This window comes from Natronococcus jeotgali DSM 18795 (genome assembly GCF_000337695.1).
Taxonomy (GTDB): domain Archaea; phylum Halobacteriota; class Halobacteria; order Halobacteriales; family Natrialbaceae; genus Natronococcus; species Natronococcus jeotgali.
In genome coordinates this window covers 21,347-46,447 of the sequence record NZ_AOIA01000114.1, presented here as the reverse complement: position 1 = coordinate 46,447, position 25,101 = coordinate 21,347, and the positions used below count along the sequence as shown (strand labels likewise).

At 60.2% G+C, this 25,101-nt stretch carries 25 protein-coding genes and 2 pseudogenes; 16 read left to right on the top strand and 11 right to left on the bottom strand.

From position 1 onward, the window contains the following. Window positions 1–18 precede the first annotated feature (18 nt). Complete coding sequence (locus C492_RS11370) at window positions 19–807, bottom strand: hypothetical protein (protein WP_193364858.1); 789 nt, start codon at window positions 805–807, stop codon at window positions 19–21. A 494-nt stretch (window positions 808–1,301) separates the two neighbouring features. On the opposite strand from C492_RS11370, the gene C492_RS11365 reads away from it, so the two are divergent. From C492_RS11365 to C492_RS11320, 11 genes are all read left to right on the top strand, one after another. Next, window positions 1,302–1,805, top strand: a complete 504-nt coding sequence (locus C492_RS11365) for a hypothetical protein (RefSeq protein WP_152424904.1) — start codon at window positions 1,302–1,304, stop codon at window positions 1,803–1,805. Between the two features lie 79 nt (window positions 1,806–1,884). Then, the gene (locus tag C492_RS11360; RefSeq protein ID WP_152424903.1) at window positions 1,885–2,967 is read left to right on the top strand and encodes a hypothetical protein; all 1,083 of its coding nucleotides are present in this window, start codon (window positions 1,885–1,887) and stop codon (window positions 2,965–2,967) included. Between the two features lie 192 nt (window positions 2,968–3,159). After that, window positions 3,160–3,372: a hypothetical protein gene (locus C492_RS23765; RefSeq protein ID WP_152424902.1), complete on the top strand. Its 213-nt coding sequence runs from the start codon at window positions 3,160–3,162 to the stop codon at window positions 3,370–3,372. After that, window positions 3,372–3,737 (top strand): hypothetical protein, encoded by a 366-nt coding sequence (locus C492_RS11355; RefSeq protein WP_008423646.1) that lies wholly within the window; start codon window positions 3,372–3,374, stop codon window positions 3,735–3,737. The genes C492_RS23765 and C492_RS11355 overlap by 1 nt, the downstream gene beginning before the upstream one ends. A 455-nt stretch (window positions 3,738–4,192) precedes the next feature. Continuing rightward, window positions 4,193–4,648, top strand: a complete 456-nt coding sequence (locus C492_RS11345) for a hypothetical protein (RefSeq protein WP_008423642.1) — start codon at window positions 4,193–4,195, stop codon at window positions 4,646–4,648. Window positions 4,649–4,678: 30 nt separating this feature from the next. Beyond that, entirely contained in the window at window positions 4,679–4,867 is a 189-nt protein-coding gene (locus tag C492_RS11340; protein ID WP_152424901.1) for a hypothetical protein, read from the top strand. Then, window positions 4,864–5,091, top strand: a complete 228-nt coding sequence (locus C492_RS11335) for a hypothetical protein (RefSeq protein WP_008423638.1) — start codon at window positions 4,864–4,866, stop codon at window positions 5,089–5,091. The genes C492_RS11340 and C492_RS11335 overlap by 4 nt, the downstream gene beginning before the upstream one ends. Window positions 5,092–5,125: 34 nt before the next feature. Then, window positions 5,126–5,584: a hypothetical protein gene (locus tag C492_RS11330; RefSeq protein WP_152424900.1), complete on the top strand. Its 459-nt coding sequence runs from the start codon at window positions 5,126–5,128 to the stop codon at window positions 5,582–5,584. A gap of 180 nt (window positions 5,585–5,764) precedes the next feature. Next, entirely contained in the window at window positions 5,765–5,905 is a 141-nt protein-coding gene (locus C492_RS24225) for a hypothetical protein (protein ID WP_160166993.1), read from the top strand. 165 nt (window positions 5,906–6,070) lie between these two features. Further along, the gene (locus C492_RS11325) at window positions 6,071–7,294 is read left to right on the top strand and encodes an AAA family ATPase (protein WP_049893018.1); all 1,224 of its coding nucleotides are present in this window, start codon (window positions 6,071–6,073) and stop codon (window positions 7,292–7,294) included. 6 nt (window positions 7,295–7,300) lie between these two features. Next, entirely contained in the window at window positions 7,301–9,124 is a 1,824-nt protein-coding gene (locus C492_RS11320; RefSeq protein WP_008423631.1) for a 5-methylcytosine restriction system specificity protein McrC, read from the top strand. A 532-nt stretch (window positions 9,125–9,656) separates the two neighbouring features. Here the strand turns inward: C492_RS11320 and C492_RS11315 are convergent. After that, the gene (locus C492_RS11315) at window positions 9,657–9,839 is read right to left on the bottom strand and encodes a hypothetical protein (RefSeq protein ID WP_008423629.1); all 183 of its coding nucleotides are present in this window, start codon (window positions 9,837–9,839) and stop codon (window positions 9,657–9,659) included. 216 nt (window positions 9,840–10,055) lie between these two features. On the opposite strand from C492_RS11315, the gene C492_RS11310 reads away from it, so the two are divergent. Both C492_RS11310 and C492_RS11305 read left to right on the top strand, forming a co-directional pair. Continuing rightward, on the top strand, window positions 10,056–10,724 hold the full coding sequence (locus C492_RS11310) for a glycosyltransferase (protein WP_049893017.1): 669 nt from the start codon (window positions 10,056–10,058) through the stop codon (window positions 10,722–10,724). A 134-nt stretch (window positions 10,725–10,858) separates the two neighbouring features. Further along, window positions 10,859–11,245, top strand: coding sequence for a pyridoxamine 5'-phosphate oxidase family protein (locus tag C492_RS11305; RefSeq protein WP_008423624.1), 387 nt, complete (start codon window positions 10,859–10,861; stop codon window positions 11,243–11,245). A 25-nt stretch (window positions 11,246–11,270) separates the two neighbouring features. Here C492_RS11305 and C492_RS11300 read toward each other — a convergent pair whose 3' ends face one another. From C492_RS11300 to trkA, 8 genes and pseudogenes are all read right to left on the bottom strand, one after another. Next, window positions 11,271–12,311: a deoxyhypusine synthase gene (locus tag C492_RS11300; protein WP_008423623.1), complete on the bottom strand. Its 1,041-nt coding sequence runs from the start codon at window positions 12,309–12,311 to the stop codon at window positions 11,271–11,273. A gap of 60 nt (window positions 12,312–12,371) precedes the next feature. Continuing rightward, window positions 12,372–13,256: a hypothetical protein gene (locus C492_RS11295; RefSeq protein ID WP_049893016.1), complete on the bottom strand. Its 885-nt coding sequence runs from the start codon at window positions 13,254–13,256 to the stop codon at window positions 12,372–12,374. Between the two features lie 287 nt (window positions 13,257–13,543). Beyond that, entirely contained in the window at window positions 13,544–14,317 is a 774-nt protein-coding gene (locus C492_RS11290) for a Nif3-like dinuclear metal center hexameric protein (RefSeq protein ID WP_008423619.1), read from the bottom strand. A gap of 68 nt (window positions 14,318–14,385) precedes the next feature. After that, window positions 14,386–16,503, bottom strand: a pseudogene (locus C492_RS25590) (cbb3-type cytochrome c oxidase subunit I); the annotation flags it as partial. Between the two features lie 76 nt (window positions 16,504–16,579). Next, window positions 16,580–16,966 (bottom strand): annotated as a pseudogene (locus C492_RS25585) (cbb3-type cytochrome c oxidase subunit I); the annotation flags it as partial. Continuing rightward, on the bottom strand, window positions 16,966–17,805 hold the full coding sequence (coxB, locus tag C492_RS11280; RefSeq protein WP_008423616.1) for a cytochrome c oxidase subunit II: 840 nt from the start codon (window positions 17,803–17,805) through the stop codon (window positions 16,966–16,968). The gene coxB and the pseudogene C492_RS25585, both read right to left, overlap by 1 nt. Window positions 17,806–18,318: 513 nt before the next feature. Next, window positions 18,319–20,673, bottom strand: coding sequence for an amino acid permease (locus C492_RS11270; protein WP_008423614.1), 2,355 nt, complete (start codon window positions 20,671–20,673; stop codon window positions 18,319–18,321). Window positions 20,674–20,945: 272 nt separating this feature from the next. After that, window positions 20,946–22,280, bottom strand: a complete 1,335-nt coding sequence (trkA, locus tag C492_RS11265) for a Trk system potassium transporter TrkA (protein ID WP_008423612.1) — start codon at window positions 22,278–22,280, stop codon at window positions 20,946–20,948. A 321-nt stretch (window positions 22,281–22,601) separates the two neighbouring features. Between trkA and C492_RS11260 the strand changes: the two genes are divergently transcribed. Next, window positions 22,602–22,889, top strand: coding sequence for an amphi-Trp domain-containing protein (locus C492_RS11260; RefSeq protein WP_008423610.1), 288 nt, complete (start codon window positions 22,602–22,604; stop codon window positions 22,887–22,889). Between the two features lies 1 nt (window position 22,890). Here C492_RS11260 and C492_RS11255 read toward each other — a convergent pair whose 3' ends face one another. Next, window positions 22,891–23,301 (bottom strand): hypothetical protein, encoded by a 411-nt coding sequence (locus C492_RS11255; RefSeq protein ID WP_008423608.1) that lies wholly within the window; start codon window positions 23,299–23,301, stop codon window positions 22,891–22,893. A gap of 59 nt (window positions 23,302–23,360) precedes the next feature. Here C492_RS11255 and C492_RS11250 point away from each other — a divergent pair, with 59 nt between their 5' ends. Together C492_RS11250 and C492_RS11245 are read left to right on the top strand one after the other, a co-directional pair. Further along, window positions 23,361–23,996, top strand: coding sequence for an adenylate kinase (locus tag C492_RS11250; RefSeq protein WP_008423606.1), 636 nt, complete (start codon window positions 23,361–23,363; stop codon window positions 23,994–23,996). A gap of 88 nt (window positions 23,997–24,084) precedes the next feature. Beyond that, window positions 24,085–25,032 (top strand): DUF106 domain-containing protein, encoded by a 948-nt coding sequence (locus C492_RS11245; protein ID WP_008423604.1) that lies wholly within the window; start codon window positions 24,085–24,087, stop codon window positions 25,030–25,032. The last annotated feature ends 69 nt before the right edge of the window (window positions 25,033–25,101 follow it).

The following is a 25,101-nucleotide window of genomic DNA, read 5'->3' as shown; positions in this document are numbered from 1 at the left end:
GGTACCCGGAAGGGGAGCTTACGCTGCATCCCCATTCGTTTCCCAGCGACGATACCAGGGTCGTAGCACAAAGTGATATACGGCGACAACGAGGGACACTATTGTTACGGTGACTCGTCGGCGACTCCAGTTCGGCCGGCTTCGATTTTCGGCTTCAGTGCTGGAGTTCATCGATTCTTGTTTCGCCCTCGCCTCCGCGTCTGCCTTGATACGCTCGAGCGCCCGTGACATCAGATAGCCCGCGAAAGGACCGATGAGCCGCCAATACCGTTGGAAATTCCGGTTTACGCGATCATCCGTTGTTGCCGTGCGCGCCTCGTAAGACAGCAGCGTCCGCTGCTCGCCGTACGGTCGGACGGATAGACTGATTGCGAGCTTCGCGTAGCCAGGCTCGTCGAACTCCGGGAAGGCTTCCGATTCGATCTGTCGCCACTCGATTTCCGGTTGCCAGAACTTCCCGACCGCACCGAAGACGAACTCCGCACCCGGCACCTCATCGAGATGTGTCCACTCCGTCGTGTCCGTCACATCGGCGAATCGCATCCGCTCGGGTGGCGGTGTTCTGGGAGTTCCCCGGATCCGATGTGAGAGTACCCGTGGAACGTCTCGCAGTCGTCCGAGGCTACGAACGATCGGCCCTAGCTTCATCAGGTCGGCCGTGAGCATCGCGTCGTAAGTCGTCCCGGAATCGGCATCCACGACCACGTGCCGGCTCGTCGTAACGTCGTACCTGGGTAGGTACTGATCGATCAGCATCGCCGAGTCGGCGTCGCTCGGCTCAGCGTTTGTGAACATCTTTCGTAACATTGCTTCACACCCACTTCCAACCGCGAGTGTAATAGAACGCACAGTGGCTTCACCCATCGATCGGATCGTGACGTCCAGTAGCCCGTTACACTCGAGTATCCGACCGTGACAATCGTCCGCTCCGTATGCTGTGTAGAAGGGCGACCTCTCGCCGAATATCCCTCTGTTAGGTTAGCAGTCCGTTATCTCGATCACTCGCCGCGCAGGAAGGACAGCGAGCAGTACGACACTGAGTTCGGAAGTTCTCAGGCCGAGCAGATAGCGCGAGTCTCACCGACAGTCGTTATTGCGACGAGTAAGCGAGGACGCCATAGATACGAGATCTGTTGGATGTGAATTGATGGCCTCGGCACTCCACTGGCGAGAAACTGTTATCAGTTGACATGTTCGCGGTGAATCGGCACAAGGCTGGACCATCACCACACCTATGGTAGATCACTATCATGGCAGTACGTCGTACAGCTGATATAAGATCTACCCGCGCTAAGTAGCATATGATGACCGATCGACCGCAATGGGAAGAATCGATGGGATTGGCCGAGGACTCAACGCAGATCACGTTCACATGCAGTAAGAAGGAACGCGAGATTTGGAGTGAAGAAGCTCTCGAGGAAGGGTTCTCCAGCCGGTCTAAGTACCTGTATGTCTTGATTCAGGAAGCCCGGGTCTACCGGAAGCACGGTACGCTTGCAGACCGCAGCAGTGAGGAACGCATCGAAGAGTTGGAAGCGCAGGTTGAATCGATGAAGCGGCGGCTTGAGAACGAGCAGGGAGAGCCGCGTTTCCGACGGGAATTGAGCGATCCGGGTTATCTGGAGTTGGTTCTGGAGGAGACGTACAAGACGTTACCTGAGGTTTTGGAGGAGGTTGTGGAGTGCGGTGTACTGGATAATCGGGTGCGGAAAGAGATTGAAAGCGGATTGTACGTTATGGCCGGTAAGAACCAGGTAGAGTATGAACCCGGCTGGGGCTGGCGGCTAACTGACGATACTTGTTAGGCGAGAATACATCTGTCTGGTTTTTACTTTCACTTCGGTAGGAGGACGCTTTTACCAGTCGCGCTCTTGATTGGTTTGTATGGGGGACAATCCAGACAGTTCATCTTTCAACAGTAGTACCAGCTCAAAGGGACCAGGAGATCGATCAAATTCTGAGGAGCTTGCTGCGTCAAAGGTGCCAACGTACGTATTCAACTTTTGTAACCTGTACATTCCAGAGGGAGAGGTATATCAGAACGATGAGTTTGGAATCTTGATTAAGCCGCTAGAATTAGCGGAAGAGTTTGAAGAAAAACGACGGAATCAGGAGAGTAAGTTTAGATCTGGATACTGGCCGACTGCAGAGTGCTATATCGAGGCGAATGAGGGCCGAGCAAAGGAATTGGCTGAGTGGCTGTCCTTCATTTACTCGTTTGCTCAGAATCGTGATGTCACTTGGGGAACGTACTACCAGGCGGATGAATCTTCTGAGTCAGCACGAGGTGGGATGAGCTATACGTTTTCGATAGATAATACAGGTCTTCAGTTGATCAAAATACCTCATCCAGAGTCTAGTTTGTACTCTATCGATGGATTTGTTGATATAGCATTGACAACACTTGATACTGCGTCAGCGAACGAGCGTTCTCGTATTTTACGGGATCTGTGTCTCTTTCTTGAAGCTGAAACTGATACGTTCTGGGCGGTAAAATTCCTCCTGCACTGGATTATACTTGAGTCGAACGCAAACTACAATTATGACGATTATCTCCAGGGCCCGGGTGAGGAGATTATTGGCAAAGATGAAAGGAACGAGGTTCGGAAAGTGGCTGTTGAGCATTTTCGTGAGACATGGGACGAAGATCAAGTAGAGCATCTCAAGTACGTATTGGACCAGGACCACATTTATGAAGCCAGTTCCAAGACGAAGATAAAAATCTATCTTGAATATCTCGATATTGATTTCGATACTCAGGAGATGATGGATATTATAGAGTTAGCTCGCAACGCTCGTAATCCACTTCTCCACCGGAATACCGATGAAAGATTGATAAATAATAAAGATGTAGTAACAGATATTAGGAAGGTGTCATTTTATATCCTTCTTGATCGACTGGGAGTAGACAAGGAATTCCGAAAGCGTATATATACGCCTAAGATCTTCGGCCCGGATATCAAATAAGTCTAGATCAGGATCTATGGAACTTATATAGGTCGGGAAACCGCTGCGGGCGTTTTCCCTCTGAAGTAAGGAAGAAGGTAGGTTGTTCGTGTGTCGTGAACGCCGAACGTTCGGGCACTCCATCACTCAAAATTACTATTAGTAATTTATTTAAAGTTTAGAACACAGTAGTTGTTCAGAGGTTTGATTGTCATGGGTGCAACTAAAGTACGTATTTTTGACAAAGCAGATGCTGAAACTGGCCGCGTGAAATGCGGTCAGTGTGGATTCAACGTTGAGAAAACATACGTAATCGCCGCCAGTGAGAAAGAGGTTGAAGTCCGAGAACGCGGATTGTGCAACGGCTGTATCGTCGATACGCTTGTTGATGACTATGCCGTGAATCGTCTCGGAGGTGCCGCATAATGGCAAATATCAATGCCGTAACTACCTCGAACAAGGCTGAACTCTCTGATACCGAGGGAATGGAGTTTCTTCTGGACGAGTACGATGTGCGGCCGCAGGCCGAGATCACGGAGGACGGCGAGATCGTTATTTGGGGGCTCTCACCGTTCCAGGTATTCAGCGACGACATGAGCATGGACGAGCGCACCAGCGAGTTCCTGAAAGAACTGACTGGCGTACTTGATGAGGAACTCGTGATCCAGTCTATCGGCGCTGAAAAGTACCGGTATCCGGTGATGGCAGTCCAGTACCGCGTCAATCCCGAGAACGGCAGTGTCAACGTACGGAATCTGGACCGAGATGAGCGTCCATTGGGGGAAGGATAGAATGCGAGTGAGATGCCGTGAGTGCGGTCATGTCCAGCAGCAAGATGATCGGCACGATGATGAATCGTGTGATGAGTGCGGTAGAGAGTATATCTTTGCAACCGCTGGAACAGAGGATTGTGACCACGAGAATCGGACGTTCAAAAGCGCGGATACGGAAGAAGCGCCAGAAGTCATATATCGGGAGTGGCGGTGTGACGACTGTGATGCGCTTGTCTCTGATGTCTATGAGTCTGCTGGACGCCGGATTGTCCAACCTGCTTACGGAAATGCGTATACTGAGGAGGTGAGCGCATGAAATGCCACAATTGCGAGTCAAGGAATGTCTCTCGCAATGAACCTGTGTTTGAAGATCGGACAATGCTCCGCACCATCTCTTGCAACGAATGCGGTGAAACCGCTGTTGAGACATGGGAACTGGTCCAAACCGAACGGGCTGACGAGGAGGTGAGCGCATGAAGTGTGACCTCTGCAAGACCGGGAAACTCGCCACTCATGAGGATGACACCGGACGGAAATTGTGTGGCACTCACGCAGAGAAGGTCGAATCCGGTGAGTGGGACGGCACCGCCGTAGACGTGGAAAAGATCGACAACCCGGTGGTTGACCAGCACAGCGTGACGTGCCCGTTTTGCGGTGGCCTCGCAGATGAACGCGAAACCATTGACCTCTACGAACAAGACGAGATAAAGCGCGAAGGTGAAGCCCATCGAGAGTGCTGGCAAGAGTTTCAGGACCACAGATGCGCGGCGAATTTTGATTCAGACTACGACCGGGCCAGCATCGTGCTACGGGATGGCTACATCACGGTTGAAGGCGAATGCGGTGTCTGCAACCGGGAACTCGAGGAACACTACGACTACCGCTGTCTCGTGGACCGCGAGACAATGAAGGAGGTACCGGGTTCGTAGCCCGAACCTCCACTTTTAGAGGAGATGTTGATGGATGAGATACACATAGACGATATCGAACTTGAGGTCATTGAGATCGAGTGGACGTGTAAATGCGGCCACGGAAATGGGGACAGTATCAGCGGCGGCTTCACAGAGAAGGTGGTCTGCGAGGACTGCCGCAGGGAGTACGAACTGATACCGGACAACAACACGCATATCGAGGTGAATCCACAGTGAACCACCAGCTTCCGCTTACCTTGGTCGGCCAACTCGCTGAACTACTTGAAGCCGCTGACGAGGTGACGGTACGTTGTTTCGGAGACAATGAGGAGTGTCAATACCAGTTATGGATCGACAAGTCTCTGAACCAGTACGATCTCCACGAGTTGATCAAGAATCCGTACTGCGAGAAACACGGGAAACCGCTGTACCTGTCCACCGAGGGTGAGCACACTGACTGAACATACAACTACTGTTCAAGAACTGAAAGCAGAGTTGGATGAACGGATCAAAGGCGACATCCGTCACGGCCAACCCTGTCTTATTCGGCGCAAAGATCGAGACGAAAGCAGAAAGGAACTCACCTACTTTTACACCCCGCGGAGCTACGGGATGTTCGCAGGATGGCTCCAGCGTGGATACATGCGGAAAGACGAGGCAATCGCTGTGGGGACTGCTCTGTGCCCTCCTGACGAAGTTGAACAGATAATCCCGCTTGCACCGGTTCCCGATGCCGCCACGTCACAGACGGGACCTACCCACATAGATGGGCGAAAGGATCGCGCACAACGGACATTGGAGCGGAACGTTCAGGACTTGATTACCGAACATCTGGACGAGATCCGGCGAACTGCCGAGCGCTCCACGTTCACCTACAAGCAGGTCCTCGAACAGTATCTGGAAACGCTGGACGACCGCACACAGTACCATCTAGCGGCAGGTGATCCAGAGTGACCCGCACCTGTCCCAAGTGTGAGGACCAACCGCTCGACATCCAGGAGCCGAACACGGGCGAACCGGCGATCTACTATTGCACAAACTGCGGTGCCGAATACTACGGCCACCCACGTTCCTCAGACTCCTCCGTGGTTGCACCCGCGTTGGAGGAGGAACAACGAACACGAGGTGACTAAGATGGCAACAACGAGCTATGAAAACGCACTCCGTGAACGGTTCGAACAGTTTTGCGATGAACACGGGTTCAGCTACAAGTACGTGGCAACCCGTGGAATAGAGCTGTTCATGGACCAGTACGAAGAACAGTCACAGATGTGACCAGGTTCTCACTGGAAGTTCAAGTTAATGAGAAAGTTAGGCAATAGCCGCGGTTCAGATATTAGTAACATTATGTGATAGTACCAGTAGTTTGTAGATGATTCTGATTCGAACGGTTATCTGCTAGGATAATACTTATCATGAGAGATTACCATATACCTAGTAATGAGCCCGGAGTCTGGCGAATATACGTATGAGCGTGTGCGAGATCTGACTGATACTATCCTTGACGATTCGGAATTCGCAAGACGAGTCATCCAGCAGGCAGCCAGTCCACAAGTCCTTGATTACCTTGTTGACGACCAAGAAATCGATATTCACCACGATGGCGAGCAAGGTCTTGGCGACGTTCGTCAGGCAATTCTCCAATCGAACCATGCATCATTTAAACTCAAACAAAAAGTCGCAACTCGAGGAGACTATACAACTGAACTAGACATCCTCGTCCCTGACTCAGTGCGGAAAACTGCACTGGGAGCGATTGAAGCAGGTAAACCCGTCGTCCTCTATGGTCCAACTGGAACCGGGAAAACCACCTTCGCAAAACAGCTTGCGCTCAAAACCTGCGTCGGATACACACTCGACACTGCTTCCCCATCCTGGACCAGCCAAGATATCGTCGGCCGTGTGGCACCAGACTATTCTCAAAACTCGATTAGCTACCGAAAAGAACTCGGCTGTGTCTCAAAAGCCGTTGTCCGTTCCCGTGAATATGGCGAAAAATACGCTGTCATTATCGACGAACTGACCCGGGCCGATATCTCTCAGATCTTCGGCCAACTCTACACAGCAATCGAGAACCCACATCAAACGATTTTCCGGACAGAGGACCAGACCATCGAACTTGAGGATAACGTCAATATCATCTGCACGATGAATATGTCTGACCGAACCGTGAACCAGCTCGATAATGCGATTACACGACGGTTCGCGATGATCAAGGTCAGTGACTACGAGGAAGAACAACTCGAGAAACTCTTCTCGCGCTGGACTACCGATCATCTTTCGGAAAGCACTGTGAATACAGAGGAGATTAAGGAGCTCTTCCGCCAGGACTACCGCCGACTAAACCACGGCGATGGAAGCGAGAACAGTGGCGTGATGCAGTTCGGTCCGATGCACTACCGGGACGTCGCTATCTTCCTGGGATCGACTACTGTGAACGGCGGTGTCTATGAAGATGATCCCGGACGTGCAGTTGGTGAAGCATTCCGTACCTACATCCTTCCAAGATTGCTGAATTCGGCTACCTATACGCAGGTCGATGATCTTGTAACTCACTACAGCGAGCTTGACGACGACTTCGAGATGTTCGACCTGCTACCCGCAACCGAACTTGCAAAGAGTGAACAGCAAACTCAGCAACAGCGGATGGGAATGGACAACTAACAGGCCATGAGTGCCACTCAGCTCCCATCACAGGTCTCGATCAGAGAGCACGGGGAGCGTAGCATAAAATGCCCACCTGGAATTGAAGAGCAACTCGAAAAGGCGGCGTTCGAGCAAGAAAGTGCCAACGTCTTCGTCAAAAGACGCCGATCGGTAGAAGACAATACCGAGTACAAAGTTGTTGAAGCACGGATTGAGGGTGACGAATTAACGCTCTCTGTAGAGGATATCGTTGGAATCGTTAATCTCACTCCAACCTCTCGCCTCCAGATTGAACCGAAGATCGGATGGAGCGAGATTCTCGACATGTTTCTCACGGTCCAGCGGTATAATCGATCACTTGACTACCACGGTATCCCTATCAAGGATTTCCTCTCTGAGGATATTCAACTGGAAGACATCTTCATCGTTATCGCAGTCAACTATCTGAACAGTCTTGAACCGCTTCAGCGGCATGGCTTCATCCGACAGTTCCAAACCAAACGAGTGGATGCCATCGACAGCAGAGGACGAATCGATGTCGAGCGTAGCCTCCTCAATATCGAAACGGGCGTTCCGAAGCAGCACTACGTACAGAAGGTTATTGACTACAATACGCCGATTAACGCTTTGATCCATTGTGCTGGAAAGCAGTTACTGCAGCTCTTCCAGACGCGATCTGATCAACATACTCAAGAAGAATACTACCGGATTTTCTCCGATCTCCATAATGCAGTCAACGAGCTCGAATCAATGGGTATCAATGGAAATACGGGTAATCCGGCAGTCTACCGCGAAATCACGAGTGATCAGTTACCACGTCAACGCGGATACTACAACCGGATTGTTGACGTCTCAAAGATGATTCTTTCCTCTACAACAGGCCAGTCACTAGAATCCGGCGATGAAGAGCTGACAATGGACTATCTCTTCGATATGGAGAACCTGTTCGAAGAGTTCACCCAGATTGTTTTAGAGGAAGAGATTCACGACCTGCGATCTAACCCTCTCTACAGCGGTCTTGACGATGTTCGTGTCAAAAGCAAGGACGTGATCTATCCTTACGAAGATACTAACCAGGCGCGCCATCAGCCGGATCACGTTCTCTACAAGGGGAATTCGCCAATTGCGGTTCTTGACAGTAAATACTACGAGAAGGACCGCGACCCAAGTATGATTCGTCCGATCCGTTCTCAGATGTTCAGCTACGCATTTTTACTGGATGTGGACCAGATGGCCCTTCTATGTCCTGAAGGCCATCAAAACGTCCGATCGCTCCGGGGACGGTCTGGCGAAATATCAGTGGTCTCCTCCGACAGGACGTTTACGACTGATCGATACCGGAAAGCGATTCGGGAGTACCTTCTCACAGTGCTAGACGATGCATTTGTGGAGTCGCAAGTGGTTGCAGATATACGGGATGAGACGATCTGCCATGCAGATATTGAGACGAACTCTGTTGAGGAAGTACTGGAATCAGATACTCTCGCCTTAGACAATGTTGTAGGACTTTCCCGAAGTATATTCAATCAAGCTGTTTCAGAATCACGTAAGATTCGAGCTCTACGAGAGTTAGATCGTGGTCCGAGGCGAAACATCCAGATTGGATTAAGAGAAAAACTGGAGGAGTTCGAGGAGTTTGATCGGTGTATCCCTATTTTCATCGATAGAGCGGAGACGATAGTTGGTTCTGATTTGGAAAGGGGAAATGAAGTCCCTGAAGATGAGGAGTCAGAATGGGATGGAGAGATTCTTCGTCTTCATTTTGTTAAGACCGGTAAGACAGAGCTGATCAAGACAATAGAGACCATTGACTGTTTCCCCTTAGACTGGGAAGGAGATCTGGATTAAGATAGACTTCTGTTAGAGCATCTATAGCCCAATATTATCATATAGAATGTTTTAGCTGGTTGTATGCCAGTATGCAGTAGAACATGAACTGGCTATATGGTCGACAATAGTTGTGGAATCAGTCTATCCGGTAGTATTTTTGTGATGGGCGTGTTATTGAATGGCATACAACGTTGCGAGTAGCAGTTAGTAATCAAGCATGACGTACAGGCAATCCGGCATAACCAATGTTAGATTCGTGTCCTATGGTGGCATAGAACTCGAAACTAGCGGAAACTCCGAGCCGTCACACAATGACAACCGCTCTCAACCGTTGGAATAACACAAACGGGCACGAAATAGGTGATTTTCACCGTATTTTGGTCGAATCGGCGTTTATTGCGAAAAATCTAATCTTAAATTTACGGCCTCGGCACTCATAGGGCTCGTCACGACCGGGTGCCGAGTCCGGCTCGGAGCGAGTGGGTCGTCATCGGCCGTGCGGGCCTACGCTCGAGAGCCAAAAGACGGTTTGGATCCTACCGAACGGTTCTCACTCGCCGCTCGCGCCGTCCGCGAAGGCGGTGTTCCACTCGTCGATGAGGTTCTGCAGGCGGTCGGTGTGGCCGTTCGAGAACGTCGCCGGGGCGCGTTCGCTGGCCGTCGGTCGCGTCGTTCGGGTCGTCGGTTGGCTGGGCGTCGGTTCGGTCGGGGTGGTGTGGGGTCGGGTGCTCATTGTCGGTCGGAAGGTCGCGTCGTCGGCGGACGGTGCTGTCGTCGGAGAATCAGGCGAGCGTGCGTACGGGTACGACCGACATCTGTACGCCACCCTACTGGCCGGACCATAATAAACGTTCATGATCTACCGAGTATCGCCGCGATCGGTAGCCCCGACAGTCGGCACCTGCCCGCCCGAAGGTTATACTCGAGGGCAGCGGACTCGAGCGCACGGATGTCTCCCCCGGTGCCGGACGTGAGTTTCGTCGTCCCCGCCAGAAACGAGGCCGACTACCTCCCCGACTGCCTCGAGAGCATCGCGGCCCTCGAGACCGACTACGTCGACGAGGTTATGGTCGTCGACGGCGCCTCGAGCGACGGGACCGCCGATATCGCCCGGGCACACGGCGCGACCGTCCTCGAGGGAACGGGCTCGAGCATCGCCGCGGGCCGAAACCTGGGCGGCGAAGCCGCGAGGGGAGAGTGGCTGGCCTTTATCGACGCCGACACGCGCGTTCGCCCGAACTACCTGACCGCGATGCTCGGGTTCGTCGAGCGCGAGACCCTCGCGGCCGCCAGCTCGGCCTGTCGGATGACCGGACCCCTGCGGGCGAAGCTGATGGAGGGGACGATCAACCACGTCTTCCCGCGCCTCGAGCGCCCCGTTCTCCCCGGGTTCAACTTCTTCGTCCACCGGCGGGCCTTCCTCGAGACCGGGGGGTTCCCCGAGGTGCCCAACGAGGACACCGCGTTCAGCCGACGGCTCGCCCGCCAGTTTCCCACGGGCTACCACGACGCGGTACTCGTCGAGAGCTCCGGCCGGCGGATCGCCGACAGCGGGCTGACGGGGACGCTGTTTCACTACGTCACCCTCGACGCGGGTCGGCTCCGTGCGTCGGTCTGATACGGATTGCCGTACCGATGTCCCACACGACCGCCGCCCGGGTCGCGGTTGCGCCGGAACTGACGGAGGGGAAACCGGACGCGTCGGCAGTCGCGGGGCGGCCGCTTTTGCGGGCTCGGCCCCCATCTCCGGCCGTGACGACGGTTCCACCAGAAGCCGAACGACTGCTCGAGAACGAACCGGTGATGGCTCACTTCGGCACCTGCGTCGACGGGCGCCCCCACGTCGCGCCCGTCTGGTTCCGCTACGAGGACGACACCGTCGAGGTCGTCACGACGGGGCGCAAACTCGAGAACGTCCGCGAGAACCCGAAGGTGTCGCTGTCGATTCAAAACGACGACGACGGCCGCACGCGGTGGATGGTGACGCTGCTGGGCACCGCGACGGTAGTAGAGGACGAGGCCGAGACCGACGCGGCCAGACGCCGGATCAACGAGAAGTACGACGCGCCCAGCGACGCCTACGAGGAGAACCGGCTCGTTCGGATCGACGTCGGCACGGCGAGCTACCGGACCTACTGAACCCGCCCGAGCGCCGACTCGCTCGCTACTCGAGGCGTTCCCGCGCGGCGGCGACCACCAGCGGGAGCGTGATCGTCGCGTCGGCGTACACCGAGACGTTCTCGGCGTCCTTCTCGAGTTTCCCCCACGAGCGGGCCTCCTCGAGGGTCGCCCCCGAGAGCCCCCCCGTCTGTTTGGGATCCATGGTCAGCTGCACCGCGTAGTCGTAGGCGCTGGGCGCGACCAGCATCGTCTGGAGGGTGAAGTTCTTCGGGACGCCGCCGCCGACGACGAAGGCGCCGGCCTCGTCGGCCTCGAACGCGAGGTCGGTCAGGTCGGTCATGTCCGCCAGCGCGTCGAGCGAGAACGGTGAGGTCTGGGAGTACATCCAGGCCTGCAGCCCGAGGACGGAGTCCTGGACCGCGGGACAGTAGATCGGGACGTCGTTCTCGTAGGCTGCCGCGGCGATGCCGGGGCCCTCGTCGACGCCCTCGCGCTCGTTGACCGCGGCGTTGGCCCGCCCGAGCTCGCGGGTGAGCCGTTCGATCGAGACGGGACCCGACTCCTCGGCCTCCTCCTCGAGCACCGGAAACACCTCCTCGCGGAGGTGCGATTCGAAGGTCGCGAAGTACTCCTGGGGGAGGTAGACGTTGTAGATCCGATCCACTCCCTCGTCGCGCAGCGTCTCGTCGTGTTCGCGCTCCGTTTTCCCCTCGGCCTGCACGCAGCCGTGGTGGTGTTTCCCGCCGATGGCTTCGATCGAGTCGTGAGTGAGGTTCGCGCCGGTCGTGATCAGGGCGTCGACGTAGCCGTCCCGGATCAGATCGGCGACGATCCGGCGCATTCCCGTCGGCACCATCGCGCCCGCCAGGCCGAAGAAGACGGTCACGTCGTCGTCGAACATCGCCTCGGTGACGTCGACGGCCTCGTGGAGGTTCGCCGCGCCGACGCCCGCGTTGCCGTACTCGTCGGCGAGTTCGCCGACGGTCATCCCCGCGCGGGCCTCGGCGTGGCCCACCGGATCGTGTTCGAACGTCTCGCGCTCGGGTTCGTCGTGTGCGTCCTCGCCGCCGTGCTCGTCGGTCATGTCCTCGAGTCGGCGGTCCAGCGCTTTCAACGCCGCGGTCTCGCCGAACCCGACGACGGTTCACTCCCCGGTTCGTCGGTCGTCGACGAACGCCTCCGGCGGCTCGACGACCTCCCCGCTGTCGGCCGAAACCGACCGCGGGCACGCCACGTCGGCGGCGCTGGTCCGCTCGACGAGCAGGTTCCCCTCCCGGAAGAGCTGGACGGCGACCGGGCCGTCGGGGGCGTCGACGGCGAAGCAGGTCGTCTCCCCCGCGGGTACCGTCAGCGACTCGAGCTCGTCGGCGTCGGGCTCCCCCCCGCGCGGTTCGCGTTCCTCTTCCCCGTCGGAATCGCTCGTCGAGTCCGCGCCGTCAGTGCCGTCGCCGACGAGGACCTCGCCGAAGGCCGCCTCCTGGCAGGCGTCGAACTCGGGGTTCGAGCCCGTGAGGTCGCCGGCGCCCGGGACGACGGGGCCGTCCCGGAACGCTTCTGCGGTGCCGACGATCGCGTCGTCGGGAATCGACTCGAGTTCGCTGACGTCGAACGTGCGAACCCCGTCGACGCCGCCGACCGGTTCGATGACGTTGCCGATCTCGCCGCCCGAGAGGAACGTCGCCTCGAGGATCACGTCCTCGAACTCGCCGACGACCCGCACCGTCCGGCAGTCGACGAACTCGATGCGCTCCGCGGGCGGGGCGAGGGCTCGCCACTCGAGGGAAACCGGACGAGAACCGTCGTTGCTCGCACAGAAGACCGCCGTTCCGTCGTCGACGCAGGCGGGGACGAGCCGGACGTCGACGGCTCCGGACTCCGGGTCCGTACACGCCGGTTCGTCGCCGCCGTCGGGTACCGCGGCGTTCGGTCGCCCGCCGCCGGCGACCGAGCCCGATGCGCCGCCGATCACCGTCGCGGTAACGGTGACCGTCCGCAACCACTCTCGTCTGGAAGGGATCTCTCGTGTCATACCTATCTCTCCGGGAACGACCCCGAGATTGCGAGTAGGTTCCCGCGCGACGACCATTGTTATCGGCAGGCTGCAGGCGGGTTCACGGGGGCCAACAGCGCGCCGGGGCGAGACGGGGACGGAAGGTTCGGCGGCGCGGTCGCGAACGATCCCGCGAATACGAGACCGCGACCGACGGCGCGGTCGAACGCGCTACGCGGACGCCCGCTCCGTCCGATCCGTTCAGTACGACGACGTTACGCGCCCGCTCGACGGTGTACGCGTCCCCATCCGCCGTCAACGAGGGCCTACAGCCCCGTCGGCGCCTCGAGGTAGGTCGTCTCGAGGCCCCACCCCTCGACGAGCGCTTGGAGGGCGCGGACGCCGAACGTCTCGGTGGCGTAGTGGCCCGCCAGCGCGACGTGGATCCCCGCCTCCTTCGCCTCGTGGTAGACCTGCTGTTTGCCCTCGCCCGTGACGAGCGCGTCCGCGCCGACCGCGACCGCCTCCTCGAGCCAGTCGACGCCGCTGCCGGTGACGATCGCGACGTCCTCGATCTCGTCGGGGCCGAACTCGAGGAGCCGAACGGGGCGGCCGTCGGTCTCGAGTTCGGACTCGAGGCGATCGGCGAGCTCGGCGGGCGCGTACGGCTCGCTCGCGACGCCGCGCTGGCCGACGTGCTCGGGGCCGAGTTCGCCGAACGGCGCTCGATCCTCGAGATCGAGGACGTCGGCGACGCCCGCGGCGTTACCGAGCTCCCGGTGGCCGTCGAGCGGGAGGTGGGAGACGTACAGCGCGAGGTCGTGTTCGAACAGCGGCTCGAGGCGGTCGTAGGTCCGCCCCGTCACCTGATCGAACCCGCCCCAGGAGAGCCCGTGGTGGACGACGAGCGCGTCCGCGTCGGCCGCGGCCGCGCGCTCGAACGTTTCCGCGACGCCGTCGACGGCGAAGGCGACCCGTTCGACGACGCCCTCGTCGGGGCCGACCTGCAGCCCGTTCGCGCTGGCGTCGAGGTCGGCGTAGTCGTCGGTGCGAAGCCGCTCGTCGAGTCGATCCGCGAACGTCGAGAGCTCGAGGGACATGGCCGATCGTTGCGCCGCCGTCGGCTTGTAAGCTTCCGATCGGGGCGAGGTGAGGAGCCGCCCCGCCCTCACAGCAGGTAAAACAGCGGGAAGAGCAACACCCAGACGATGTCGACGAAGTGCCAGTAGAGCCCGAAGAACTCCACCGGCCGGTGGTCCTCGAGATAGGCGTCGATCGACCAGACGCGGTAGAGCATAAAGCCCGCGATCAACAGCCCGAAGATGACGTGTAGCGCGTGCATCCCCGTCGTGACGTAGTAGATCGAGTACTCGAGGCCGTACCACCAGTACTCGCCGTCGGCGAACTTCACGCTGTACTCGTAGCCCTTGACGCCCATGAACGCCAGCCCGAGCAGAAGCGTCGCGCCGAGCGACGCGAGCAGTCCCCGCTTGTTCCGCCGTTCGGCCATCGCGAGCGCGAGGACGACGGTGAAACTCGAGGTTATCAGGATGTACGTGTTCAGCAGACCGGGCCAGGTAGCGAACGGGACGGTCGTCCAGTCGTTCCAGCCCGCGTGGATGCGCATGAAGACGTACGCGCCGATGACCCCCCCGAAGACGACGACATCGGAGGCCAGAAACACCCAGACGCCGAACTTCGTGGTACCGACCCCCTCGAACGGCCACCGCTCGGCGACGGCCATCTCGGGGACGATGAACCGCTCGCGGCCGAGCTCGAACAGCGCGTACCCCGCGATCGCCGCGCCCAGAACGGTGAGAATCGGATAGACGACGGTCGGCTCGGCGGCGGTACCGGTGAGGTTCTCCGGGGCGACGCCGGTTCCCTGTGCGAACTCGATCGCGTACGGCGTCACTCCCGAAAGCCCGAGGAAGAAGACGGCGATCCCGGCACCGACGCCCAGCGGCCAGACGCTCGCGTGGTCGGCGTGTGCGTCCTCGGCGGCGACCGCGGAGGAGGGTCCCTCGTGGGCGACACCGCCGTCGGCCGCGGCCGAGGAGTCATCGACGAACTCGAGGCGACCGCTGGCGTAGGAGGGGCGGCCGTCCCAGTTTTCGAGCGGCGGCGGGGAGGGGATCGCCCACTCGGCCGTGCGGGAGAACTCCCAGGGGTTTTCGGGCGCTCGCGGGCCGGCGAGGAAGCTGTGAGCGAGCGTCGCGAACACCAACAGCACGCCCGCCCCGAGGACGAACGCACCGACGGTCGCGAGCTGGTGGTAGATCTGCAGGTCCTCACCGAAGTGGAAGACCCGTCGCGGCGTCTCCCAGGCCAGGAACATCGGGAAGTACAGCAGGTTGAACCCGACGAAGTACACGGCGAAGCTGAGCTTGCCCAGCGTCTCCGAGTACATCTTCCCGGAGATCTTCGGCCACCAGTAGTACAGTCCGCCGATCAGCGCCGTCACGCCCGAGACCATCACGTAGTGGAAGTGCGCGACGACCCAGTAGGTCCCCCGGAACTCGTAGTCCAGCACGACAGCCCCGAGGAAGACCCCCGTGATCCCGCCCAGAATGAACAGCACGAGTGCGCCCAGGCTGAACAGGAACGGCGTGGTAAACCGCACCCGACCTTTGACCATCGTGTAGATCAGCGCGAAGACCATCAGGTCGAAGGGTAGCGAGATCCCGATGGTCGTCGCCATCATCAGCGTCTTGATCTCGAGGTTGATGGTGGTCAGGAACATGTGGTGCATCCAGACGAGGAACGACTGCACCGCGACAAGCACCATCGCGATGATGACCCACTTCCGGCCGACGAGCCGTCGTCCGGTGAACGTCTGGAACGTCTCGAACATGATCCCCAGCGCGGGGAAGAAGACGATGTACACCTCCGGGTGACCGAAGAACCAGAAGAGGTGTCCCCACAGCAGTCCCGATCCCTGATCGGTCGCGAAGTACTGCGTCAGGAAGATTCTATCGACGGACAACAGCAGGAGCGCGGCCAGCAGCGCCGCGAACGCGAACAGCATCATCCAGACGGTCAACAGCCACGACCAGCTGAACAGCGGCATGTTCCACAGGCCGAGCCCCTCCGCCCGCGAGCGGTGCATGGTCACGAGGAAGTTGATCGTCCCGATCGTGATCGAAAAGACGAACAGCAACAATGCGAGAACCGCCGCGTTGCTGCCGGTGGTCGCCTCGAGAGCGGGCGTGTACGTGGGGACGTTCAGCGGGGCGTACATCGTCCAGCCGCCCTCCCAGGAGCCGCCCTGGAAGAACGAGAGCGCGAACAGGATCCCCGAGAACAGGTAGAACCAGTAGCTCAGCGCGTTCAGTCGCGGNGTACATCGTCCAGCCGCCCTCCCAGGAGCCGCCCTGGAAGAACGAGAGCGCGAACAGGATCCCCGAGAACAGGTAGAACCAGTAGCTCAGCGCGTTCAGTCGCGGGAAGGCGAGGTCTTTCGCCCCGATCTGGAGGGGGACGAAGTAGTTCGCGAACCCGGACGCGATCGGCGAGAGGAACCAGAACACCATGATCAGGCCGTGGGTCGACACGGCCTGGTTGAACTGGCTGTTCGTGAGCAGCCCGGTTCCGCCGTTCTGCCAGAGGTGGGCCCGGAACAGCAGCGCCATCACGCCGCCCATCACCAGGAAGAACAGGGCGGTTGCGATGTAGAGGATGCCGACGTCCTTGTGATTGGTCGTCACCAGCCAGCGCTTGGCCGACTTCATCGGCGGGAGGTCACTCATCAGGCGTCACCTCCGTTCGATTCGTTGCTAGCGTTCGCTTCGGTACCGTTCTCGCTGTCGGTGGCGTTGCCGTCGTCGCTGGCGTTACCGCCGTCAGTGGCGTTACCGCCGTCGCTGGTGTTCCCACCATCACTGGCGTTGCCGCCGTCGCTGGCGTTTTCACCCTCAGAGCTGTTTCCTTCATCTTCCGGTGCTTCCTCCTCGAGGAACTGATCGAACTCCTCCTGCTCGACGACTTCGACGGTACCGGTCATCTGCGTGTGTCCCGGACCGCAGAGTTCGAAGCACTCGATCTCGTATGTTTCACCCGCTTCTCCGGACATGAACCACGTCTCGTCGGTTTCGCCGGGGATAGCGTCGGCTTTTACGCGTTGCTCGGATATGCCGAACGTGTGCCAAACGTCACCACCTGTGACGTTGACCCACACCGGCGTGTTTTCGGGAACGGTCATGGTGCTCGTACTCGAAGCGCCGTTCTCGTAGTCGAAGAACCACGCGAACCCTTCCCCGGTGACGTCGACCTCGATGGCGTCCTCCTGCGGGATATCGTTGCCGGGATCCTCGACGTACAACAGCATTCCGTACGTCCAGACCACGAGCGAGATAACGATAATCGCGCTCAGGCCGAACGACAGGAACAGTTTCTTACCGCCCTCTCCTCCAGTCGGTAACTCCCCAAGTGTCGGCGTATCCGCGTCGGATGTCCGTCCGCTATCGTCTCGATACTTGTACGCGTTGTACAAGGTGTACGTGACGACGACGATGCCGACGAGCGTCCCGAGTCCGAGAAAGACCAGGAAGATCTGCTCGAAGACATCGACGCGCGATTGCGCCTGCATGGGGATCATAGTTTCGCTGAAGATTGTGTTCACCTCGTTTGAAGACCGCTTATATGTCGGTCGATGGTTGCCGCGGGCACTTATCTATTTGGAAACGTCCCCGTCGAATTCGCGTCGCTGCGCGCTGTCGGGCGAATATCTTCGATCTCGACCGACGCTCTCGAGCGCTCGCGTGTCGCTCCATCAGGAGCCAGTTAGAGTGTGGGGCCTTTTTTCTGTCGCTTGTGATCTCCTCACATGACGGTCTCCGTACCGGTCCTCGCCGAGCCGACCGAAGACGCGAACCGGTTCGGTCCGAAGAACTGAGTCTGCGTCGGCGGGGACGGACCTCGCGCTCGCTCCTCGAGGAGACCCGCTGCCCTCGGAGCGCTCGTCGGCGTCGTCGACGCGTCGTCGGCCGCCCTCGTCCCCGGACGTCGGTCGAGGTGTGCGTCGCCGTCGGTTTCCGCTGTTCGTCGCGCGCGAAAGCAAAAGACAGGGGTCCGCACGACCGAAACGGCAGCGAAGCGAGAACTACCGCTCCGATTGCGAACGATTTCGTTCCTCCGAGTCGCCCTCCACCGTCGGCGTCGACGGGTTCGTCGTGACGCCCGTTTCCGAGTGGGCGTCCCGCTCGCGGGAACCGATGAATCTATCGAGGAGACCTCGGTCGTGCTTTTTCTCCGCGAGCAGCACCGAACAGTCGACTCGGTTGAGCACCTCGAGCACCAGCGATCCGCGGACCAGTCGCGAGAGCAGCCCCTTCTCGGTCGCGCCGATGATCAACAGCGTCGCGTCCTCCGCGGCGCGTTCGATGCGCTCCTCGACGTCGCCGCTTTCGACTCGCAACTCCGCGTCGGAGAGACCGTGCTCCGCGGCCCACTCGGAGAGGAACGTCCGGCCCGCGTCCACGTCGTCGGCGACGTGTAGCAGGGTGACCCGAGCGTCGAACTCGGCCTCGAGCATCCGAGCGACCGCGGCCGAAAGGTCCGAGTCCGGACCCCCGGCGGTCGGAACCAGAATTCTGGACGGATCGAACCCGCGGTCCCGAAAGACGAGGAAGTCACACGGCAACGACTGTGCGAGTTCGTCGATCGCCGACTCGGCTCGGCCGGGCGCGCCGTGTGAGTCTGGCCCCCATCCCATGACGGTGATGTCGGCGCCGTAGGTGTTCGCGGCGGCGAACACCTCCTCGAACGCGCGGTGTGAGAGGACGACGTGGGTTTCCACGTCGACGCCGAACGTCTCGGCGTCGTTCTGCGCCCGCTCGAGCAGATCCCGGGCCGCGTCGTGGGCGCCGCGGTCTCGAGCGGCCTCCAGCGACGTCTGGTCCGGCACGTTCGCGACGTTGACCGCGACGACCGTCCCGTTTCGCTGGTTGGCGATGGCCGACGCGAGCGTGATGAGGTGTTTCTCGGTGGCCGGGTTCGCCAGCGGAACCATCACGCGGTAGTCGTCGCCCTCCGGCTGGACGGACGTCACGGCCGACACCGCGGACTGGGGAAGCTCCTCGGAGCGGTCGAGCACCCAGTTCGCGAGCACCCCGCGGTTCTCCACGCGCGAGCGGGCGTACAAAAAGTACCAGATGCCGGCAAAGACGACGAACGCGACCGAGAGCTGGATGACGAACGGTTCGATGTACGCGATCAGCGCGAACGACGTGATGGCGCCGACGATCGGGACCATCGGGTACAGCGGGACTTCGAAGTCCGGATCGTACCCCTCCGGTTCCGTCTCGCGCATCACGATCAGCGCGACGTTCAGGAGGCCGTACACGATGAGGTGGAGTACCGAGCCGGCCGTCGACAGTAACTCGAGGTTCCCGGCGAGCAGGAAGACGACGATGAGACCGCCCGTGATGGCGATCGATTTGTACGGCGTGCCGAACTGGGGGTGAATCTCGTTGAGCGCCGGCGTAACGATCTTCTCGCGTCCCATCGCGAAGTTGATCCGCGACGACGACAGGATCGAGGCGTTGGCCGAGGAGGCGGTCGCCAGTAGTCCGCCGAACAGCAGCAGGATCCAGCCGACGAACCCCAGCCCCACGCCGGCGATACTGTACTCGCCGAACAGCAGTACCGCCGCGTCGACGACCGCGGTTTCGTTGTTGGCGACCAGCTCCGTCGGTACTGACGCGAGGAGGACGACGAGAAAGAGCGCGTAGACCGACGTGACGATGAGTACGGAGCCGATAACAGCTCTCGGAAGGTTTTTCCCTGGCTCCTTAATCTCCTCGGCGACCGAGGTGATCTGGACGAAGCCGAGGTAAGAGACGAAGATGATTCCGGTCACCGGAAGGATCTCCCCCGTGGAACCCGGCGGAACGCCGGACGTGAGCGTCGCGAAATCGGCGTTAAACAGGCCCACGAGCGTAAAGAGCGCGAGAATTCCCATCAGGAGGAGGACGATGACGATCTGCAGGCCGCCGGTTTCCTTGGCCCCGAAGTAGTTGATGCCGATAAACAGGAGCGCCCCGACCAACCCGATGAGCTGTGCCGCTTCCAACGTCACCGGTCCGAGCGCGACCGCCGGAACGCCGGCGAGCGTGTTGACGTACTCGCCGAGCCCGTACATATAAAAGGCGGAGGCGAACGCGAGCCCGATCCAGTTCGCCCAGCCGCTGATCGAGCCGAACAGCGGCCCGAGCGCGTGATTGATGTAGAAGTACGCGCCGCCGGATTTCGGCATCGCCGTCCCGAGCTCCGACGCCGAAAGCGCCGTGAACAGCGCGATGACGCCGCCGAGGACGAACGTGACCGCCGCGAACGGCCCGGTGTCCGCCACCGCGGTTCCGGGAAGCACGAAGATGCCGGCTCCGATCATCGTTCCGATCCCGATCGTCAGCGCGGCCAGCGGGCCGAGATCCTTCGCGAGCTCCTCGTCGCTCATCGTTCACGCTCCTCGCGCGGGTCGTCGATCTCGAGGCCGGCTCGACATCGATCGGTGGCGGCGATCGTCGACGGCGGCATTCAGGATCCCTCGATCGACTGTCGGGTCTTCGTCGTCCCTGGTTCACTCGAGGGGGACCGCTCTGTCGCGACGAATAACAACCACATACATATCCAACGCCAGCAGAGAGCCATAAATGGGGCGAATCCCCGTTCCGGGCGGCCGCGTCGAGAGACCCCGAATCCGGGATCGGACTCGCACGGATGCGGCGGCTACAGTCCCTCGAGAACCTGATCGAGCACCGCCGCGTCGACGAAGAGGACGACGTGATCGCCCGGTTCGACGACGGTCGTCCCCCGCGGCGTGATCAGCTCGCCGCCGCGAGAGATCGCGCCGATAACGACGCATTCGGGGAGGTCGGCGGTCGCCTCGGCGATCGATCGGTTCGTGAGAACGCTGTCCTCGCCGACCTCGATCTCGATGACCTCCGCGCGGTCGTGTTCGACCATCGCGATCTTTTCGGTGTGGTCGGCGTGGGTGAAGCGAATGATCTCCTCGGCGGTCTCCTCTCGAGGGTTGATCGCGACGTCGACGCCGACCTGCTCGAAGAGGTCGGCGTACTGGTGGTTCTCGATAACCCCGATCGTTCGATCGACGCCGAGACGCTTGGCCAGCAGCGAGGCGAGGAGGTTCTTTTCGTCGCCGTCAAGCGTCGCCACGACGAGGTCTGCCTCGTCGACGTGCTCCCTGACGAGGAACTCGGTGTCGGTGGCGTCGCTTTCCATCACTATCGTGTTCGGCAGCGCCTCGGCGACCTCGCGGGCGCGTTCGTGATCCCGTTCGATCAGGCGCGGCTTGTAGCCGTGGTCCTCGAACTCTCGGGCGGTCTGGAACCCGATCTCGCTGGCACCGATGATTACGATCTCCTTGTCCTCGTCCTGACCCGGGGACGTGATGTCCGAGGCGAACCCCTTCACCGAGTCGGGGCTGCCGATGACGACGACCCGATCGCCGGGGCGGATGATCGACTCCCCGCTCGCGACGATCATCTCGTCGTCGCGAAAGATCGCCGCGAACGTCATCGAGTCGTAACAGTCGGCCTCCTGGACCGATCGGTCGGCGACCGGGCTGTCCCCGCCGATCTCGAACTCGGCCATGCGAACGAGCCCGCCCGCGAACATATTGACGTCCTGGGCCGCGGGGAGCCCGGAGATCCGAAAGATCGTCTGGGCGGTTAACAGGTCGGTACAGACCATGAAATCGACCCCGAACGCCCCCTGGCTTCCCTGCCAGGTCTCGAGCAACGTCCGGCGTCGCACGCGGGCGATCGTGAACGCGTCGCTTTTGGTCTTGGCGGCGCCGCAGATCACGACGTTCGATTCGTCGTTGTCGGTGGAGGCGATCACGAGGTCGGCGTCTTCGATGCCGGCCTCCCGGAGGGTGCCGATCTCGGTCCCGTTACCGCGGATCGCGAGGACGTCCATCGAGTAGGTGAGGTCCTCGACGATCTCCTCGTCCCGGTCGACGACGACGACCTCGTGTGACGCCTGAAGGTTCTGTGCGATCGATCGGCCGACCTCGCCGGCGCCGACAATTATTACGCGCACGGCGGCCACCTCGCGGCGGTCGGCGCCACGTCGGTCTCTGATCGGAACGGCGGTCGAGCGAGCGAAGATCTGGGGAGCGTCATGCGTAGTGAGAGGTGAACGGTCGAGTCGGTTCCGCGGCGACGGATCGTTCCTCGGCCCGGAGCCGATTCGACGCGGCGCGCCGATCGCGTTCGGGACTCGAATCGAGCGGGCGTACGTATCCTGTTGTCTCTGTCCGGGGGCGATAAATGCAACGGCTGACAACCGACGTTCGCCGCTCGTTCTCGCCGTTTCGAATTCGACGATAGACTTTATAACTGCCGGATCTTTTCTTCGCGTATGCCAGAGGAAGTACTCTTCAAGTTCGAGCGTTCGATGGAGCGTCCCGAGATCGCGGATTACCTTCGGTCGGTCGCCGACTCGATCGACGACGGCGAGTTCACTCTCGAGGCCGGCGGCGAGTCGGTTTCGATGGCCCCGCCGATGCGGCCGACGTTCGAGATCAAAGCCGAGCGCGAGACCTCGAGTTCGGGCGGCCCCGCCGAGCTCAGCGTCGAGTTCGAACTCGAGTGGAACGAAGGGGAAGATGGCGACGGCAGTTCCGGCGGCGACCTTCGCATCGAGTAGGTCAGAGGTCGACGAGCCAGACGCGGACGTCCTCGGGGAGGCCGTAGACGCGGGCGAAGACGGCGTCGACGAACTGGGCGATCCGGTTCGGGTCGGCTTTCGCGCTGATCCGAACGTTGACCCCCTCGGCCTCCTCCGAACGGTTGATTTCGTCGATCTTGAACACCGGAAACTCCGAGAGCAGCCCCTTGAGCGACTCGAGCTCCTCGTCGGTGCAGTCGAGGTTGATCGTCCCGTCGGCGAACTGCACCCACGGCGTCCCCAGCTCGGGATCGAGGTCCGCGGTCTCCGAGAGGGAGTCCTCGTCGACCTCGAAGGTGACGAACCCTGCCCCGCGCTCGCGGTGGGCCTGGATCCCCGCAGCGTACAGTTTCCGTCGCTCCGCCGGCTCGGCGGCGTCGAATCGAGTCATACCCGTAGCGACGTGCCCGATTCTTTAAGCCTTTATGCGACGCCGCTGAACGGGGGAACATGGCACGACCACACATCCTGATCCTGGGAGCGCCCGGAGCGGGGAAGGGAACACAGAGCGCGAACATCGCCGAGGAGTTCGACGTCGAGCACGTCACCACCGGCGACGCGCTCCGCGCGAACAAGCAGATGGACATCTCCGAGATGGACACGGAGTACGATACGCCCGCGGAGTACATGGATCGAGGCGAACTCGTCCCCGACGAGGTCGTCAACGCCATCGTCGACGAGGCCCTCTCCCAGGCCGACGGCTACGTGCTCGACGGCTACCCGCGAAACCTCGAGCAGGCCGAGGAACTCGCCGAGATGACCGACCTCGACGTCGTCCTGTATCTCGATGTCGACGAGGACGAACTCGTCCACCGACTCACGGGCCGTCGACTGGATCCCGAGACCGGCGACATCTACCACGTCGAGTACAACCCGCCGGAGGACCCCGAGGTCGAGGGCCGACTCGAGCAACGCGAGGACGACACCGAGGAGACCGTCAAGGAGCGGCTCCGGGTCTACCGCGAGAACACCGAGCCCGTCGTCGAGTACTACGACGACGAGGGCGTCCTCGAGCGCATCGACGGCGGCCAGGCGCCCGACGAGGTCTGGGAAGACGTGAGGGCGACGATCGAAGACGCCGCCTGAGCCGGACCGATTCCGGCTCGAGTCCGATCGCTGCTCGGGCACGCGAAGAAAAACACTTGTATATCGGACGTACCCTAGCCTCTGGCAGATGACGCGTACAGCCGAGAAGATCAACGCCCTCGTCCGGGAGGATTCCTCGATGGCGGAGGCTCTGGAGTCGATCCGCGAGGAGGCCGACAGAAACGGCGGCGAGGTCCAGTGGGGGGACGTCAACGACGACCTGACGAGCGGACAGTGGGGTCGACTGATCGAGAAGGGAGTGTTGGTCGACGGCGACGAGGGGTTCGAGATCGCCGATCGCGAGGCCTACGACGAGGCCCTCGACGGTGACGGGGACGCCGGCGGAGCCTCGGACGTGGATATCGACGAGGACGCCGCGAGCTGGTCGCAGTGGGACAAGATGGCCGGCGTCGGCGCCCTGCTGTTGATGTTTGGCTACTGGTTCGATCCGGTACAGAACACGGTCGGGAGCACGCTCAATATCGTCCTCGGGCCACTCGACACCACGCTTCCGTTTTACGCCGTGATCCTCTCGGTCGCGCTGCTGACGGGGCTGTACTCGACGCTCCTCCAGGCGAACCTGATGAACCCCGAGCGGATGGGCAAGTATCAGGAGCGGATGAAGGCGATGCAGGAAAAACAGAAGGACGTCCGCGAGCGCAAACAGGCGGCCGAGGAACGCGGCGCGAGCGACGCCGAGATCGAACGCCTCGAAACGGAGATGGAGGAGGTCCGCGAGGAACAGATGGAAGCGATGACGGACAACATCGGGATGTTCAAAGAGCAGTTCCGACCGATGGTCTGGATCATGCTGCTGACGATCCCGCTGTTCCTCTGGATGTACTGGAAGATCCGCGGCGGGCACCTCTCCGAGACCGACCGGATGATGATCATGCCCATCGTCGGCGAGGTCGCGCTCGACGAGGGGCTTCTCGGTCCGATGTGGGCCTGGATCGTCTGGTACTTCCTGTGCTCGATGGGCTTTACGCAGCTGTTGCGAAAGGCGCTGAACATCGACATGAGCCCCGGCACCTGAGCCGTCTCGAGCCCGCGTCCTCGCTCCGTTTGGAATCTCGGTGGCGATCCCGTCGAACGATTCAAAACC